The sequence below is a fragment of the Sinobaca sp. SA16-1 genome (assembly GCF_059510515.1).
This window is the reverse complement of sequence record NZ_JCAKFL010000001.1, coordinates 447,316-463,701: the sequence shown is the minus strand read 5'-3', so window position 1 is coordinate 463,701 and position 16,386 is coordinate 447,316. Positions and strand designations below refer to the sequence as shown.

General features: G+C 48.1%; 16 protein-coding genes. 9 read left to right on the top strand and 7 right to left on the bottom strand.

Annotated elements, in window-relative coordinates:
* Positions 1-89: 89 nt before the first annotated feature.
* Positions 90-2,051 (top strand): glycoside hydrolase family 15 protein, encoded by a 1,962-nt coding sequence (locus AC5W2J_RS02185; protein ID WP_496057843.1) that lies wholly within the window; start codon positions 90-92, stop codon positions 2,049-2,051.
* A 124-nt stretch (positions 2,052-2,175) separates the two neighbouring features.
* Here AC5W2J_RS02185 and crcB read toward each other — a convergent pair whose 3' ends face one another.
* From crcB to larA, 6 genes are all read right to left on the bottom strand, one after another.
* Complete coding sequence (crcB, locus tag AC5W2J_RS02180) at positions 2,176-2,550, bottom strand: fluoride efflux transporter CrcB (RefSeq protein ID WP_496057842.1); 375 nt, start codon at positions 2,548-2,550, stop codon at positions 2,176-2,178.
* Entirely contained in the window at positions 2,547-2,969 is a 423-nt protein-coding gene (locus AC5W2J_RS02175; protein WP_496057841.1) for a fluoride efflux transporter FluC, read from the bottom strand. The genes crcB and AC5W2J_RS02175 overlap by 4 nt, the downstream gene beginning before the upstream one ends.
* A gap of 93 nt (positions 2,970-3,062) precedes the next feature.
* Positions 3,063-4,256: a nickel pincer cofactor biosynthesis protein LarC gene (larC, locus tag AC5W2J_RS02170; RefSeq protein ID WP_496057840.1), complete on the bottom strand. Its 1,194-nt coding sequence runs from the start codon at positions 4,254-4,256 to the stop codon at positions 3,063-3,065.
* Positions 4,253-4,930, bottom strand: a complete 678-nt coding sequence (larB, locus tag AC5W2J_RS02165) for a nickel pincer cofactor biosynthesis protein LarB (protein ID WP_496057839.1) — start codon at positions 4,928-4,930, stop codon at positions 4,253-4,255. The genes larC and larB overlap by 4 nt, the downstream gene beginning before the upstream one ends.
* 21 nt (positions 4,931-4,951) lie before the next feature.
* Complete coding sequence (larE, locus tag AC5W2J_RS02160; RefSeq protein ID WP_496057838.1) at positions 4,952-5,776, bottom strand: ATP-dependent sacrificial sulfur transferase LarE; 825 nt, start codon at positions 5,774-5,776, stop codon at positions 4,952-4,954.
* A gap of 32 nt (positions 5,777-5,808) precedes the next feature.
* Positions 5,809-7,065 (bottom strand): nickel-dependent lactate racemase, encoded by a 1,257-nt coding sequence (gene larA / locus AC5W2J_RS02155; protein WP_496057837.1) that lies wholly within the window; start codon positions 7,063-7,065, stop codon positions 5,809-5,811.
* Between the two features lie 260 nt (positions 7,066-7,325).
* Here larA and AC5W2J_RS02150 point away from each other — a divergent pair, with 260 nt between their 5' ends.
* The 7 genes from AC5W2J_RS02150 to AC5W2J_RS02120 all read left to right on the top strand — a co-directional run bounded on the left by AC5W2J_RS02150 (position 7,326) and on the right by AC5W2J_RS02120 (position 12,857).
* Positions 7,326-8,045, top strand: coding sequence for a (Fe-S)-binding protein (locus AC5W2J_RS02150; protein ID WP_496057836.1), 720 nt, complete (start codon positions 7,326-7,328; stop codon positions 8,043-8,045).
* Positions 8,046-8,070: 25 nt separating this feature from the next.
* Positions 8,071-9,495, top strand: coding sequence for a LutB/LldF family L-lactate oxidation iron-sulfur protein (locus tag AC5W2J_RS02145; RefSeq protein WP_496057835.1), 1,425 nt, complete (start codon positions 8,071-8,073; stop codon positions 9,493-9,495).
* Positions 9,495-10,199: a LutC/YkgG family protein gene (locus AC5W2J_RS02140; protein WP_496057834.1), complete on the top strand. Its 705-nt coding sequence runs from the start codon at positions 9,495-9,497 to the stop codon at positions 10,197-10,199. The genes AC5W2J_RS02145 and AC5W2J_RS02140 overlap by 1 nt, the downstream gene beginning before the upstream one ends.
* Before the next feature lie 59 nt (positions 10,200-10,258).
* Entirely contained in the window at positions 10,259-10,975 is a 717-nt protein-coding gene (locus tag AC5W2J_RS02135) for a FadR/GntR family transcriptional regulator (RefSeq protein WP_496057833.1), read from the top strand.
* 134 nt (positions 10,976-11,109) lie between these two features.
* Positions 11,110-11,790, top strand: coding sequence for a DUF1538 domain-containing protein (locus AC5W2J_RS02130; RefSeq protein WP_496057832.1), 681 nt, complete (start codon positions 11,110-11,112; stop codon positions 11,788-11,790).
* Entirely contained in the window at positions 11,783-12,538 is a 756-nt protein-coding gene (locus AC5W2J_RS02125; RefSeq protein WP_496057831.1) for a DUF1538 domain-containing protein, read from the top strand. The genes AC5W2J_RS02130 and AC5W2J_RS02125 overlap by 8 nt, the downstream gene beginning before the upstream one ends.
* Entirely contained in the window at positions 12,525-12,857 is a 333-nt protein-coding gene (locus tag AC5W2J_RS02120) for a P-II family nitrogen regulator (protein WP_496057830.1), read from the top strand. The genes AC5W2J_RS02125 and AC5W2J_RS02120 overlap by 14 nt, the downstream gene beginning before the upstream one ends.
* A gap of 40 nt (positions 12,858-12,897) precedes the next feature.
* On the opposite strand, the gene AC5W2J_RS02115 is transcribed toward AC5W2J_RS02120, so the two are convergent.
* Positions 12,898-14,337, bottom strand: coding sequence for a carbon starvation CstA family protein (locus AC5W2J_RS02115; protein ID WP_496057829.1), 1,440 nt, complete (start codon positions 14,335-14,337; stop codon positions 12,898-12,900).
* A gap of 253 nt (positions 14,338-14,590) precedes the next feature.
* Here AC5W2J_RS02115 and AC5W2J_RS02110 point away from each other — a divergent pair, with 253 nt between their 5' ends.
* The gene (locus tag AC5W2J_RS02110) at positions 14,591-16,384 is read left to right on the top strand and encodes a solute:sodium symporter family transporter (protein ID WP_496057828.1); all 1,794 of its coding nucleotides are present in this window, start codon (positions 14,591-14,593) and stop codon (positions 16,382-16,384) included.
* Positions 16,385-16,386: the final 2 nt, after the last annotated feature.

Genomic DNA, 16,386 nt, shown 5'->3' with positions numbered 1-16,386 from the left:
GAGAAGTGCAAAAAAGGCTCTTTTCATTTTTTATGAGTTCCTATAAGGTATAATTAATAAACAAGTTCAAGCTAAGAAAGAGGGAAGCCATGAGAAAAAAACCATACGTCACCGACGCAATTATTGGAAATGGAAATATGCTGATTTCTTTAACAAAGGATGGCGAGGCTCATCGGCTTTATTGGCCTCAAATCGACTATACCGACCAAATCAATGCACAGTCCGCGGGCTTTTATGATTACGAAACGGAAAAAACCCTTTTCTTTCACGGAAAAAGCTGGAAGCATACGCAGTATTATCGGAAAAATACGAATGTTCTTATAACAGTTCATCAGTATGAAAATTGGGTCGTGGAACAAAAAGATTTTGTCCTGTCGGACAGGGACGTGTGGATCCGCCGTTTTAAAGTGAGAAATACGGCTGACTATGCGCGGAAAGTGCAAATACTGTACAACTCGGACAGTGCGGTAGGCGGAAGACATCACTTCCAGACCTCGGACTTTGACGAAAATACGGACTGTCTGTACCAGTATAATCGGAGCGACTGGATGGCTCTTGCCAGTCCCAATCCGATTACGAATTATTTCATAGGCAATTTAAATCTTCAGGCGCTGCCCGAACCGTTTGACGGGCGAAGCGTATTTAATCATCCAGAATCGAGCCTGTTTTTTGATTTTGACACGATCGAGCCGCAGGAGGAGCATGCCGTTTCCATCTATTTAGCTTGTGGAACGAACAAGCGCGAAGTAACCGATTTAATCTGGTACTGCCGCCGGGAAGAAGAAGACCTTGAAGAAATTACCGCGGCTTACTGGTATAAGGTACTGGAGAAAGCAAAGCGTTATTCCTACGGGGGCGAACGCACGCAGGAGATATACGACCGGTCTATCCTCACTTTTCATCTATTAAAAGATAAAAAAAGCGGAACGTTCATTGCCGGTCCGGAAGGCGATGAGAACTACGACTTTTCGGGAGGATACGCCTACAGCTGGGGACGGGATGCCGCCTTTATCGCAGCTGCCGTGGACGCAGCGGGCTACCCTGAACTCGTAGATGAATATTACCGCACGATAGCCAGCTGGCAGATGGAAGCCGGTTACTGGGAGCAGCGCTATTATACGGACGGACAGGTGGCTCCCAACTGGGGAGTGCAGATAGATGAAACAGGGTCCATTCTCTGGGGCATTCATGACCACTATGCTCAGACCGGGGATAAATACTTTAAAGAGATTATGTGGCCGACGGTGAAAAAAGGTGCTTTTTTCCTCAGGGACTTTATTGATAAGGAAACAAATCTGCCGAAGCCCTCGAAAGACCTGTGGGAAAAGCGTGACGGCTCACACAGCTATTCCGCTGCGGCGGTTTATGGCGGCATGATCGGTGCTTCCAAGCTCGCCCGGGAAGAAGGAGAGCACCATCTGGCGGAAACCTGGGAAAAAGTAGCGGTCGATATAAAAAAAGCGCTGGAAACAAGAGCGTGGAACGAAAAAAAAGGAAGTTTCCTAAGAACCATTAAGCTGGCGGTGAGTGCCAGTGTCTATGAAGAAGCACTGGCAGAGGGCCGTGAAGGATTTATTGAGTACAATCAGAAGGGCACCCCGCTGTACTATTTATGGGAAGATGATATAACCGATATCTGCCTGCTCGGATTGAATTATCCGTTTAACGTATTCGATTCTGGAGACAAACGGATGCAGAAAACTGCAGATCTGATTGAAGCAGAGTGTACGTCGACTCATATCGGCGGCATTGAGCGTTTTCCGGGAGACGTATATATTGGCGGCAATCCATGGATTATTACGACGCTGTGGCTTGCCATTTTCAAAAAAAGAAGTGGCAAAACAGCCGAAGCCCATGAACTGCTGCAATGGACGATCGGGCACGCAAACCACCTTGGGCTGCTGCCGGAGCAGGTAGATAAGCATACGGCAGAACCGGCCTGGGTGATGCCTCTTACCTGGTCGCATGCGATGTTTGTTCTTGCCGTTAAAGAAATGTCGACAGAAGAAACAACGTATAATCTGGAAGAAGATTTGGAAGCAAAACGATAATAAACTAAAAAATAACCCTCACCAAAGTGCTGACCCCTAAAAGTTAGATTTCACTCTAACTTTTAAGATGCACTACCCAATGGTGGGGGTTATTTTTAATGGATTGAAGTTCTGAATGCCTGATTTACAGTAAAGGCAGATAAAACAGCATAAACGCGGCGAGGCTGCCAAATACACTAAAAAAGACGTAAAGAAACAGGGCTTTGTAAGCCTTTTGTTCGATCAGGCGGAATGATTCCATACTGAATGTGGAAAACGTAGTAAAGGCACCGAAAAAGCCAACTGCTGCTGTAAGAAACAGTGGATCGTCGTAGGCGTCTCCCGGAACATATCCGTAAAAAAGCGCCAGAAATAAACCGAGCCCCGCAGAGCCTAGAATATTCACGCTGAGCATTGCCGTAGGAAAAGACCGCTCCGCCAAGGTCCGGTCGATCCACTTTCCAATAAGATAGCGGCAGACCGCACCGGCCGCACCGCCGATCATGACTAAAAATATCATGAGCCATCCGCCTCCTCAGATGAGCGGAGTTTTCTTCCAAGACGCTGTCCACCGGCAAATCCGGCCCAGGCAAAGATAATACCCCCGATAATAGTAGGGAAAATATAGGCTGCTATATGAACCGGTGAAAGCGCCGAACCGATTAAAACCGTGTCTGACACAAGGGTGGAAAAAGTTGTATAGCCGCCGCACAGGCCGACACCGAGTCCGGCGCTGATCCATTCCCGAACGGTGAAAATGGCAAAAAAACCGGTCAATGCGCCGAGAAGCGCGCTGCCGCTCCAGTTTTCCATCAGGGTGCCGAATGGAAAGGTATAGTCGATCGCAGCAAGGTTAATCGAGTAGCGAAGCAGGGTGCCAAGCATAGCGCCGACTGCAATGGCGAGCAGCACACCTGGCGGCCCAAATCGTTTGTCCATGGTTATCCCCGGCTTTCTATGTAATCTACCTCCAAAAGTATACGTCTTTTATGTCAAAAGAAAAAGCCGCTCCGTTAAAAAGGAGCCGCTTCATTAAGGCGAAAAGGTTTGCTGGGCCAGGTTTTTAATTTCTGCATACATATCCACAAATGGTCTATCTGCGTGGAGGGATGCTTTCTCAACATCATCATACTCAGGCGAGACCTGGTAGAGGGTGCCGCCTTCAAACCCAAGTTTAATGGATATGGGGCCGTAAGCCGTGTCCAGCGTTTCAAACCGGCGGGAAAGAATGCGGCGTTCCCACTGGCTGCTCCGCACGCCAAAAGTAGTCGTCTCCCGAAAAAGAATAGATTCCAGCAAAGATTTATCCGCTGATTTGCATAAAACGGTAAGCAGCGTGCCGGGCCTGTTTTTTTTCATATACACCGGCGTGTAATAAACGTCGAGTGCCCCTCCCTGAAACAAACGATTCATTGTCGAGCCGAGGGCTTCTCCGGATATATCATCCACCTGGCATTCCAGGGTATAGACGGTTTCTTCCGAAACGCCTTGTTCTTCAAACAAAACAGCACGCAGCACGTTGGGATGGGCAAAATCCTTTTTGCCGGCCCCGTAGCCGATTTTTTGGAGAGGCAGTGCGGGAAGGCTGCCGAAGGAATCGGCCAGGGCTTTTAGAAAACCGGCTCCGGTCGGCGTCGTTAATTCTCCTTCCACATCGAGGGAAGCAAGCGGAATCCCTGTCAGTAGTTCAGCCGTAGCAGGTGCCGGAATGGGGTAGAGGCCGTGTGCCATCCGCACCTTTCCCTGTCCGGTCGGGACGGGAGACGCCATAATCCGCCCGGCATCAAGACTTTCAAGCGCCAGACAAACACCAATGACATCTATGATAGAGTCCATGGCACCGACTTCGTGAAAATGAACATCAGCGGCCGGCAGACCGTGAATATGCCCTTCAGCTTCTGCAATATGTTCAAAGACAAGCCGGCTCCTGTCTTTTACACGCTCCGCAAGCTCACTCTGCTCGATCATCTGCAGAATATCCGCCGCTTTCCGGTGCTGATGATCATGGTCATGATGATGGTGATGGGATTCTTCAATATCGAGCTGTAAATAAGCAGCGGAAATGCCCTGCTTGATAACCGGTACGATCTCCATCGTAAAGGCATCGAGCGGAAGCTTCTCCAGTTCGGTTCGAATATAGGAAATATCGGCACCGAGGTCAATCAGGGCGGACAGCGTCATGTCGCCCGAGATCCCGGAGATACAGTCCAGATAGATTGTTTTCATGAGGGAGCTCCTTCCGATGCCAGTTTCAAAATCATGGCGGCCTGGTAGGCGGCACCGAATCCGTTATCAATATTGACGACGCTCATTCCGGAAGAACACGAGCTCAACATACTGAGAAGCGGGGTGAGGCCGTCAAAATGGGCCCCGTAGCCGACCGAGGTCGGTACGGCAAGGACCGGACGTTTCACAAGCCCGCAGACGACGCTTGGAAGTGCTCCTTCCATGCCGGCTACAGTAATAACGACAGATGCTTCCTGGAGAACGTCCCGATAGGAAAGCAGCCGATCAATGCCGGCTACCCCTACATCGTGAATGGTTTCGGTCTCACACCCGAGCCATTTGGCCGTCCATTCTGCTTCTTCAGCAACCGGCAGGTCTGATGTACCGGCAGATACAATCATAACTTTTCCTTTGTGTACGACAGCAGGTTCCCCGTAAATGAGAAGACGCGATGCTTCTTTATACGTACCTTCGGGATGAATGGCAAGCACTTCCCCGGCTTTTTCGGGAGACATCCGTGTAGCCATCGCCCGGCCGTGGGCCTGCAGCAGCTTTTCTATAATCGCGGCTGTCTGAACGGCCGTTTTGCTTTCCCCGTAAATGATTTCCGGATAGCCGTTCCGGGTTTCCCTGTCGTAATCGACTTTGGTATGGCCAAGATCTTCAAATGTCATCAAGCAGTCTCCTTTATATCTTTAGTCAATGGAAACAGGAGAAGATAAGGATAATGATTTATTCATGCTCCCGCTTTTGTAACCGGCAAGGTCCATTGTGACGAACTTGAATCCCAGCGATTCCAGCTTTTCGGAAATGCTGCCGTGCAGGGAGGCAAGCTTTGGCATATCGTCAGGTGTTACTTCGATACGGGCTATTTCGTCATGCGAGCGGACCCGGACCTGAGCCATGCCGAGTTCACGAATGTACTGTTCGGCCGCATCCACCCGGTTCAGCTTTTCGATCGTAATGGTCTCTTCGTAGGCAATCCGGGAAGCCAGGCAGGCATAGGACGGCTTGTTCCAGTTCGGGAGGCCCATATCCTTCGAAAGCTCCCGGATTTCGCTTTTGTATAAGTCCGCTTCCTGAAGCGGGCCGCGGACGCCGTGCTCTTTGGCTGCAATAATACCGGGCCGGTGCTCGCCCATATCATCGGCGATCAGGCCGAAGACAATGTTTTTATAGTGGCGTGTTTCCAGCAGCGGCTTCAGGTTTTCAAACAGGTTGTCCCGGCAGAGGTAGCAGCGGCTGCTTGTGTTTTCCACATAGCCTGGGATGTTCAGCTCAGACGTGGAAATAATCTCATGGGCTGCGTCCAGATGGGCGGCAAGCTCTTTCGTATCAGCCAGTTCCCGGTCCGGAAACGTTTCCGAATCGGCGGTGACCGCAAGCACATTGTCGCGTCCGAGCGTCCGGTTGGCCACGTGCAGCAGAAAGGTGCTGTCGATACCGCCGGAAAAAGCGACCACGACGCTTTTCATTTCCAGAAGAATGGATTCAAGCGTTTCCAACTTTTTTTCAATCATGTATGGATCTCTCCTTTAGTTAAAATAGAAGGTTACACGTACGGGATCGTTAACGGGCCGAGCGGGAGCACCGCGACACTCATGTCAGGTCCGTACTTCTGCTTTAAATCTGCAAGCGTCTGTTCAATGTCATTGCACGGATTAAGCATCGTCTGTTCAATCTGTTCGTTGCTCAGCTTGGAATGAACGTATACATCTGCCCATACTTGAATGACCGCCTGCTTTTGTACCTGCCACTGGTCAAACATTTTAAATTCCGGATCGTTGATCATGTCGAGCAGGCCCTGCGGACTGTCGGCCATACTGAAAATTTCCGCAAAGTTGCCATGGTCGGGGATGCCGTCCGAACATTCTGCTGCGACAATAATGGCTCCGCCTTCTTTTACTATTTTTTGGGCAGCGCTCATGCCTTTAACCGCCTGGTATAAATTCTGGTCAAGTGGATAGCCGGAGTTCGTGGTAATAACAACGTCAAAGCGCTCTTCGCACTGAATCATCGCATGTTCTTTTGTAAAAGCACAGCCTTTTTCGTGCGCCGCAAACAGCTCCCCCGCAAAGACGCCGGTAATATCTTTGTCCCCGTTGAGCGTGACGTTCAAAAGAAAGTCAGGCGGGCAGACGCGGTTAATTTCCCTCGTCATATTCTGAACCGGATTATCCTCCATATTGCCCCAGGTGGATTTAGGATCCCCGATCATCCGGGCGTTGTGGAAGGTCATAATGGTTTCAATCCCGGCTATTCCAGGCATAATGCCTTTAGGGCCGCCGGAGAAGCCGGCGAAAAAGTGCGGTTCAATAAATCCGGTATTAATACGGAAGTCTGCCTCTACGTATTCCTTGTTTAAATAAATATCACAGCCGAATGTGCTGAGTCCTAAGTTAACAAGCTCATCTTTTTCATGGCAGTGATTGTTAATGATCCGGATGTTATCAACGACCCACCGGCCAAGCATTCCGACAAGCTCTTCTTCTGTCTGGTCCCGGTGGGTGCCGGTGCCGTTGATAATAACAAACTGCTCATGGGGAATATGCGCCAGTTCCTCAATAAGAAGCGGAACGAGAATATGATTTGGTGTCGGCCGGGTAATGTCGCTGATTACAATAGCTACTTTGTCAGAGGCTTTGGCCATTGATTTCAGGGGCGGCGTGTCTATTGGGTCGCGCAGGGCATCCCGAACGCCTTGTTTCTGATCGTCCAAAGCCGGCAGGTGATTTGGTTCTATAATAAATGCATCATCCGGCACATTCACCTCAAGATGTTGTTTTCCATAAAGTAGAGAAGTCTGCATAGTAAATCCTCCTTCATTATCGTCTGAATAGTATAAGATAACGGTTACATATATAATAAAAAATAAAAATCCCTGTAGTATCTTCTATGATACCAACACGAGAGCGGAATAGTACAGGGAATATTGATCAGATGAGCAGATCACACAAAGAATAATAATAATCGTTGAAACATGCAACAAAATTTTGTATGATGAAAACACTTACAATAATAGTCATCAGATGACCATATCACTAAATATGCAGTGAGGGAGAGAAAGAAATGAAAGTATCTTTATTTATTACCTGTCTTGGTGATGTATTTTATCCCGGCGTAGGAAAAGATGTGGTGGAAATCCTGGAAAGAAACGGCTGTGAAGTGGACTTCCCGGATGCTCAGACGTGCTGTGGGCAGCCGGCATACAACAGCGGCTATCATAAAGAAGCAAAAAAAGCAGCGAAGCATATGATCAAAACCTTCGACGCAGCAGAATATGTAGTAGCCCCATCCGGCTCCTGCGCCGCTATGTTCCGGGAATACGAGCACCTGCTGGAAGACGATCCCGCCTGGAAGGAACGGGCCCGGGAACTGAGAGAAAAAACATACGAGTTTACCCAGTTCCTTGTCCGGGTGCTCAAGGTGGAAAGCACAGGAGCGGTTCTGCATGCCAATGCGACCTATCATTCTTCCTGTCACATGTCACGTCTTCTCCGGGAGACGGAAGCACCGTTCCGGCTGCTTTCCAATGTCGAAGGGCTGACGCTTCATGAACTTCCCAATAAAAGCGACTGCTGCGGATTTGGCGGCACATTTGCCGTGAAAATGGGAGCCATTTCCGAGCAGATGGTAGAAGAAAAAGTAGAACACGTAGAGGAAACAGGAGCAGAAATACTGATCGGCGCTGATTCCGGCTGTTTAATGAATATCGGCGGAAAGCTGCAGCGCGGCGGGAAACCGGTCAAAATTATGCATATCGCCCAGGTACTTAACAGCAAAGGATAAGAAAAAAATAAAGGAGGAATGCCTCATGCCGATGAAAATAGGTGAACGTTCTTTTGACAAACGAGTCCAGAAGGGAATCGACAACACATTTATGCGGGACGCTGTCAGTTCTGCGCAGGCTCGTTTTCAGTCCAACAAGGCAAAAGCGGAAGAGCAGCTCGGCCATTGGGAACAGTGGAGGGAGCTGTCCGAGGAAATTCGGGAGCATACGCTGGAAAACCTCGACTTTTATTTGGAGCAGCTGACTGAAAATGTAGTAAAAAACGGCGGCCACGTCTTTTTTGCCTCCACCGGAGAAGAAGCCAACGATTACGTGAAAAAGATTGCACAGGACAAGCAGGCTAAAAAAGTCATTAAAGCAAAATCAATGGTGACAGAAGAGATCAGTATGAACGAAGCGTTTGAAAGCGTGGGCTGTGAAGTGATTGAATCCGATCTCGGAGAATACATTCTCCAGCTCGACGATCATGATCCGCCTTCCCATATCGTGACGCCGGCACTTCATAAGAACAAAGAGCAGATTAGAGAAACGTTTGCCAATTTAAAAGGATACGATAAAACGTCCAAGCCGGAAGAACTGGCCCAGTTCGCGAGGGAACAGCTCCGCGAGGAGTTTTTGACCGCCGATATCGGCGTAACCGGCTGTAATTTCGCAGTAGCGGAATCAGGCAGTGTGGCTCTTGTTACCAATGAAGGAAATGCCCGGCTGTCGACAACCATCCCGAAAACCCATATCGCCGTAATGGGGATGGAGCGTATTGTACCGACCTGGGAAGAGCTGGAGGTTCTTGTAACAATGCTCTGCCGCAGCGCGGTCGGCCAGAAGCTGACCAGCTATGTGACTGGATTGAGCGGCCCGAGGGAAGAAGGAGACCTGGACGGTCCGGAAGAATTTCATTTAGTAATTGTGGATAACGGAAGATCCAATATCCTTGGCACCGCTTTTCAATCGGCTCTGCACTGTATCCGCTGTGCGGCCTGCATTAACGTCTGTCCGGTGTACCGCCATGTCGGCGGCCATTCCTATGGCTCCATTTATCCAGGGCCGATCGGCGCTGTGCTGACACCGCTCTTGGAAGGCTACGATGACCATAAAGATCTGCCTTATGCTTCGAGTCTTTGTGCCGCCTGTACAGACGCCTGTCCCGTGAAAATCCCGCTGCACGAGCTGTTGATTGAACACCGGAAAGTAATCACCGAACAGGAAAAAATGACGACACTGCCGGAACGATTCGCTATGAAAGGGTTCGGCATGCTTGCCAGTTCTCCGGCGCTTTTCCATATGGCAGAACAGGCCGCTCCGGCGATGATGTCCCCGTTCTCTAAAAATGGAAAAATAGAAAAGGGGCCGGGCCCGTTAAAAGACTGGACGAATGCCAGGGATTTCCCGGTACCGGAAAAAGAAACGTTTCGCAAATGGTTTAAAAACCGGGAGAAGGAGGAGTCGTAATGGCAAAAGGAACGGTACAGAACCAGGAGACTTTTCTTCAGAACATTGCAGACAAATTGGGCAGGGAACGCCGCTCTGCCGGGGTAACGCGTCCTGACTATAAACACAGCCCGCAATACGATATCCTTCGCGGGGCGACGACAAAAGAGATGGTGGACGTGTTAAAAGACCAGTGCCTTGCCATTCATACCGATGTAAAGGAAACGAATAAAGCCGGATTGGAAAAGGCACTCGAAGAAGTAATGGAAGAATATGAAGTGGATAAGGCCGTGGCCTGGGATGACCCCAGGTTTATAGAATACGGCCTGGAAACGTTCCTGCAGCGTCCTAATATGACGATCTGGGGAAGCGGACCGGATGAGGATAATATCCGTATCACCGAACAGGCAGAGGCAGGCATTACTTTTTCAGATTATACGCTGGCGGAATCCGGTACTGTCGTGTTAATGAACGGCGGAGGAAGAGGCCAGTCGGTCAGCCTGCTTCCAACGTATTATATTGCTATTATTCCCTATAGTACGATTGTACCGAGAATAACCCAGGCTGCCGGAGAAATTCACCGGCGTGTAGAAAATGGGGAACGCATCCCTTCCTGTATAAATTTCGTATCGGGACCAAGCAACAGCGCCGATATCGAAATGAATCTTGTCGTTGGCGTCCATGGACCGGTTCGTGCCTGCTATATATTGGTCGATGATATGTAGAACAGCATTTTTTCTGTGATATACTTTTGAGTAACCAACAGAAAAGGGAGTAAGGGCGGATGGCATTTAAGCAGATAGAAACGAAAAAAATATCGGAAATCGTACGGGCGCAGATTGAAGAAATGATCAAGCGCGGCGACGTGCAGCCCGGCGAAAAGCTGGATTCGGTAGTTCAGCTTGCCAGTCAGTTCCAGGTCAGCCGTTCAGCCGTCCGGGAGGCGCTGAGCGCGCTCCGGGCGGTCGGTATTGTAACAATTAAGCAGGGAGACGGCACGTTTGTAAATAAGTATGATTTCTCAGGCGTAGTCGATCCCATGAAAGCAGAGCGCATCATCTCCAAAAAAGAAATGATGGAACTGTTTGAAATTCGCAAGATCATAGAAGTAGGAGCGGCTGAGCTTGCCAGCCTGAATAGAAAAGAAGAACATCTGAAGTCGCTCGAAGCGGCATTGGATGGAATGAAGCGGGCTTCCGGCGGAGAGAATCTCGGCGAAAAAGCAGATATGGCCTTTCATCTGGCCCTTGCTTCCGGTACCGGTAATACGATTATGATAGATATGATGCACCAGCTCTCTGACACGCTTCAAAAAACAATGTTCGAAACCCGTAGAATCTGGCTGTATTCAGAGAAAAAAACATTACAGCGTCTCTATGAAGAGCATGAAAATATTTACGAGGCGGTCAAAAGCGGGGACGCGGCGGCGGCCCGCGAAAAAATGCTGGAGCATTTAACGAATGTAGAATCGACCATGATCCAGGGAATAAAAAAAGAATAAATTAAAGAGCAGGAGTTCTCAGTTGAGGCTCCTGTTTTTATTTAGTGAAATAATTACGTTTTAACGCTGATGGGAGTAGGGAAAAGGACCTGTAGTGAAGAGGTGAAAAGGGATTGTATACTGTATGGAAAGAAATGAAAAACAATGTTACCGCTGTGCTGCCGGTAACCATAGTGGTAATTATCCTGCAGCTGGTAGTATTATCGGTTGATTGGGCAGGAATGATTCAGTTCATGATTGGGGCGGCGATGGTAATCATAGGACTGGGTCTTTTTTTGGCAGGAGCAAAAATAGGCTTAATCCCGATCGGTGAAGACGTCGGAGCCATTCTGCCGGAGAAATTTTCACCGGTATGGATTGTGGTTTCCGGCTTTGTACTCGGGTTCGTTGTAACGGTGGCTGAGCCGGATGTAAGGATTTTAGCTACACAGATCGAAGATGCGGGAGCAGAATTTGTGTCCGAACCCATATTAATTGGAACGATTGCTTTAGGGGTTGGTTTTTTTGTGGCGCTTGCTTTTTTGCGTAAGCTGCTGCAGATTCCGCTGTTATACATGCTGATTCCAGCTTATATCACGGTATTTATCGTTTCGTTATTTGTACCGGAAGAGTTTATTGCAATCGCATTTGATGCCGGCGGAGTAACAACAGGACCAATTACCGTACCATTTATTATTGCGCTGAGCGTGGGTATTACTGCGGTAGCCCAGGGCGACAAAGAAGGAACAGCTTCAGACAGTTTCGGCCTGGTGGCGATGGCTTCTATAGGTCCAATTCTTTCTGTTCTGCTGTTAGGGGTATTTTTCTATGAATAAGAACATGTTGATTTTTGATGGGTTTCTGGAAGAAATAGTAACAGTATTAGGAGCATTGGCACCGCTGCTCGGTATTTTAATTTTATTTATGATTTTTCTACTAAAAACAGATTTCCAAAAAATAATTCGGGTAATGATAGGCATTTTATTAGCGGTGGTAGGCTTCAGTCTATTTCTGCAGGGCGTTTACATAGCCTTTCTCCCGGCAGGCCAGGACGTTGGTTCTGAAATGGCAGCGGGAGATTATAGATACTGGCTGATTCCAACAGGCTTTCTGCTTGGTTTTGTAGCTACTTCCGCGGAACCGGCTGTCCGAGTGCTGACGTATGAAGTAGAAGAGGAGACAGGTGGTTCCATACGTGGAAAAGTCCTCCTGCTTACGCTTTCTATTGGTGTCGGACTTCTTGTGGCAGTAGCCATGACGCAGATTCTGATAGGGTTTCCATTGTGGTGGATACTTCTGCCGGGATATATCCTTGCTTTAGGCCTCGCCTTTGTAACGGATAAACGCTTTGTATCGATTGCTTTTGATTCAGGAGGAGTTGCGACCGGACCGATGACCGTTACTTTTATTCTCGCCATGGCCATCAGCGTTGCCGGTGAACTGGGAGATGGAGAAAGTGCGGTAATGGAAGGATTTGGTTTAGTGGCGCTCGTTGCATTGGCTCCAATTCTGGCAGTTATTGTATTAGGTATCCTATTTAAACAAAAGAATGGACAGGAGGATAATGAAAATGAATCCAACTAATATGGAGCTTGTAACGGTGATTGTACCGAAAGGCAAAGCATCGAAGGTGATTAAAAGTGCCAAAAAAGCCGGTGCGGAAGGAGCGACCGTTTTTCACGGCAGAGGATCCGGCGTACATGAAGGCACAAAGAGACTCGGTATTAATATCGAGCCTGAAAAAGAAATTGTGCTTATCATCGTGCCTGAATCGATCCGCCGGGATGTGGTGGATTCGGTTACCGAGGCAGTGGATATGAATAAGAATGGTACAGGAATAGGATTTGTCGTGAACGTATCGGAGATGTTTGGGGTAAACCATAAAATTAAAGGCACGGAATAAAAAAGACGAACCCGATATAAACCGGGTTCGTCTTTTTTATTTAAGAAGCTTCAGCAATTTTGTCTTCTTTTTTCAATTTCTTGTTAGTAACAACAATTTGTTTGATGTACCAGGCCAGGACGAGAAGCGTCAGAGTGCCTCCAATCAGCATGGAAGTCTGGTAAGGCATGCCAAGCCCTTCAGGTGCGTAGAAAATGTAGGTGCAGACAACAGCGGTCATGAACATGGCCGGTATGCCGCAGATCCAGTGAAATTTCCCAGATTTAAGCAGGTACATGCAGGCTGTCCAGAGCATTACCGTAGCGACAAGCTGGTTTGTCCATCCTACGTATCTCCATAAAAAGGTGTAGTCGATCAGCGATAAAAAGATAGTAGGGATAACGACGGGAATCGTCAGCAGGATCAATGCCTTTCTGCCTTTTGTCTGGAAAAAGCGGCTTAATAACTCTGCAAGCATCATCCGCGAGGAGCGGAGTGCTGTGTCTCCTGTTGTAATCGGAAGAATGATCACTCCGAGTATGGCAAGAATACCGCCGAGTCCGCCAAGCAGAGAAATGGATATTTCGTTAACGGCCCCTGCAGGACCTCCGTTGGCAAGAGCCGCACCGAGTCCGTCGGTTCCGCCGAAGAAGGTCATACCGGCAGCCGCCCAGATAAGCGCAATAATCCCTTCGGCAATCATCGCACCGAAAAAAATCTTCCTGCCTTCTGATTCCTTTTTCATCGTTCTTGCAATAATCGGGCTCTGCGTACTGTGAAACCCGGAAATGGCGCCGCAGGAAATGGTAACCATAAGCAGCGGCCACAACGGCAGGTTATCCGGATGAAGATTGGAGAAGGTTAGATTCGGAATCGGCTGGCTGGAAAACACAAGAGCGGCGGCTATAGAAACGGCCATAAAGATAAGAATGCCGCCAAGTACAGGATAAATTTTTCCGATAATACGGTTAACCGGAAGCACAGAAGCAAAAAAGAAATAAACAAATATAATAGCAATCGCCATGCCGAATGTAAGCGGAGAAAGCTCAGCAATCAGCTGTGCGGGACCTGCAATAAAAGCAGCTGCTACTAAGATCATTAAACAGATGCTTACGATATTAATGCCCACCTGCATCGGTTTTCCGAGATACTTTCCGACGAGCGTTGGATACTGGGCGCCGTTATTCCGCATCGAAAGCATGCCTGAGAAATAGTCATGCACGGCTCCTGCGAAAATGCATCCGATTACAATCCAGATAAAGGCGACAGGGCCATACAGTGCGCCCAGCAGAGCCCCGAAAATCGGGCCGAGGCCGGCAATATTTAAAAGCTGGATTAAGCTGCCTTTCCACCAGCTGAGCGGTGCATAATCAGAATCACCGGGATTTTCGTAAGCCGGGGTCTGTTTATTATTATCGATCCCGAAGACTTTTTCGACAAATGAAGCATAAAAAATATACCCTGCGATAAGCAAGGCAATAGACACAAAGAATGTAATCATGACGACAAGCCTCCAGACAATAGAATGCACAATTCCTTTGCTTTGATAAAGGATAAAAGTGTTCGTCAAAAATTCTAACAACTTCCCTGTCTCGGCGCAAGGGTATTTTAACAAAAAAATTAGAAAATTCAGGAAAACGCTTCCTTTTTTATTTATAGAAATGCCTGAAACAGGTTTATATTGCTTTAGAATCGTGAATAAATAGTTAATTGGAAAGGCTGCCGGAGCAGACCTCAAGGAAGGAAGTTAAGCGATGGACAGTCTAGTGTTTACCATTATTTCCTGTCTTTTTTTTATGGGAGTTATTGCTGTTTATTCTTACATAAAAACTAAGAATCAGGTGAATAGTTCCGACGGTTATTTCCTGGCTGGACGAGGATTGACGGGAGGATTTATCGCAGGCTCTCTTTTATTAACTAATCTTTCGGCCGAGCAGCTGATCGGTCTGAACGGACAAGCATACAGCGCCAACATGTCCAATATGGCCTGGGAGGTAACGGCGGCATTTTCCGTAGTTATTCTTGCCCTGGTCCTGCTGCCAAGGTATTTAGGCGGGGCTTTCTCCACGCTTCCGGGTTTCCTGAGCAGCCGGTTTGACGACGGAGTCCGCCGCTACGTGGTCGTCTTATTTATGCTCGGGTACGGCTTTGTGACGATTCCTTCGGTGCTGTATTCAGGAGCAATTGCTGTGCTCCAGCTGTTTGATCTTCCTGGTTTAATGGGGATTTCCATTGAGCAGGCTGTATGGATTATGGTCTGGATGATTGGATTAATCGGGGCAGCCTATGCTATTTTTGGAGGATTAAAGGCTGTTGCCATTTCGGATACACTCAATGGCATTGGACTGCTTCTCGTTGGGTTGATCGTTCCTGTTATTGGATTAATCAGTCTCGGCAGCGGTAGTTTTTTTGATGGGATTTATACAATGACGACAACACATCCGGAAAAGCTGAACGCGATCGGCTCAAGTGATGATGCCATTCCGTTTGGGACGATCTTCACCGGGATGATATTTATGAATCTTTTTTATTGGGGGACCAATCAATACGTTATTCAAAGAACGCTTGGAGCCAAAAGCCTGGCAGAAGGGCAGAAAGGGGCGCTTTTAACCGGATTTTATAAGCTGTTGGTGCCCTTGATGATGATGATACCGGGCGTCATTGCCTTTCATTTGTACGGCGCACAGCTGGAGCCGATTGATTTAGCCTACCCGACGATTGTAGCGAACCTGCTGCCGGGCTTTCTTTCTGGCTTTTTCCTGGCGATGCTTCTTGGAGCGGTGTTTTCCAGTTTTAATTCTCTGTTAAACAGCGCCTCCACGATGTTTGCCTATGACATTTATAAAGCGGGTATTAATCCGCAGGCGACAGACACCCAGATGATCCGGGTAAGCAAATGGTTTGGAACCATACTGGCACTTGTTTCCTTTTTTGTCGCACCGATGCTCATGAATGCACCAGATGGGCTGTGGAATATCATAAGAGAATTCACCGGTTTTTTTAACATCCCTATTATTACGATTGTGCTTGTTGGCATATTTACGAAGAGGGTGCCTGCAATTGGCGCTAAAATTGTTATTATTTTTCATGTGATCGCGTATTATTTTCTTTTGTGGGGGCTGCCGACATTTTTTGGAGTGGTGGTTCCTCTCAATTTTGTTCATATATCTGCGATACTCTTTGTTATTGAAACAGGAATTATGCTGGCGGCGGGTTGGATTCGTCCGTTGGAAAAGGAACACGAATTCTATGCTAACGAAAAAGTGGATATGACTCCCTGGAAGTACAGCCTGCCTGTGACAATTATTCTTTTCAGTTTGGTTATACTAGCTTATCTTGTGTTTTCGCCGATTGGTGCAGCCTATGCAGGAGGCGTCGTATCCGGCTGGTTTTTCCCGGCGGTTGGGGGGCTGATGCTTGTAACAGTGGTTCTTTACGTGAAGGCTCTGCAGAGCTGGAGGGAAAAGTATGAAGACTTCGTCTATGTGACACACGAAAAGGCGGTCGAGCGGACGCTGGAACGTGAAAAAGAAGAGCGGTTAGGCTGACG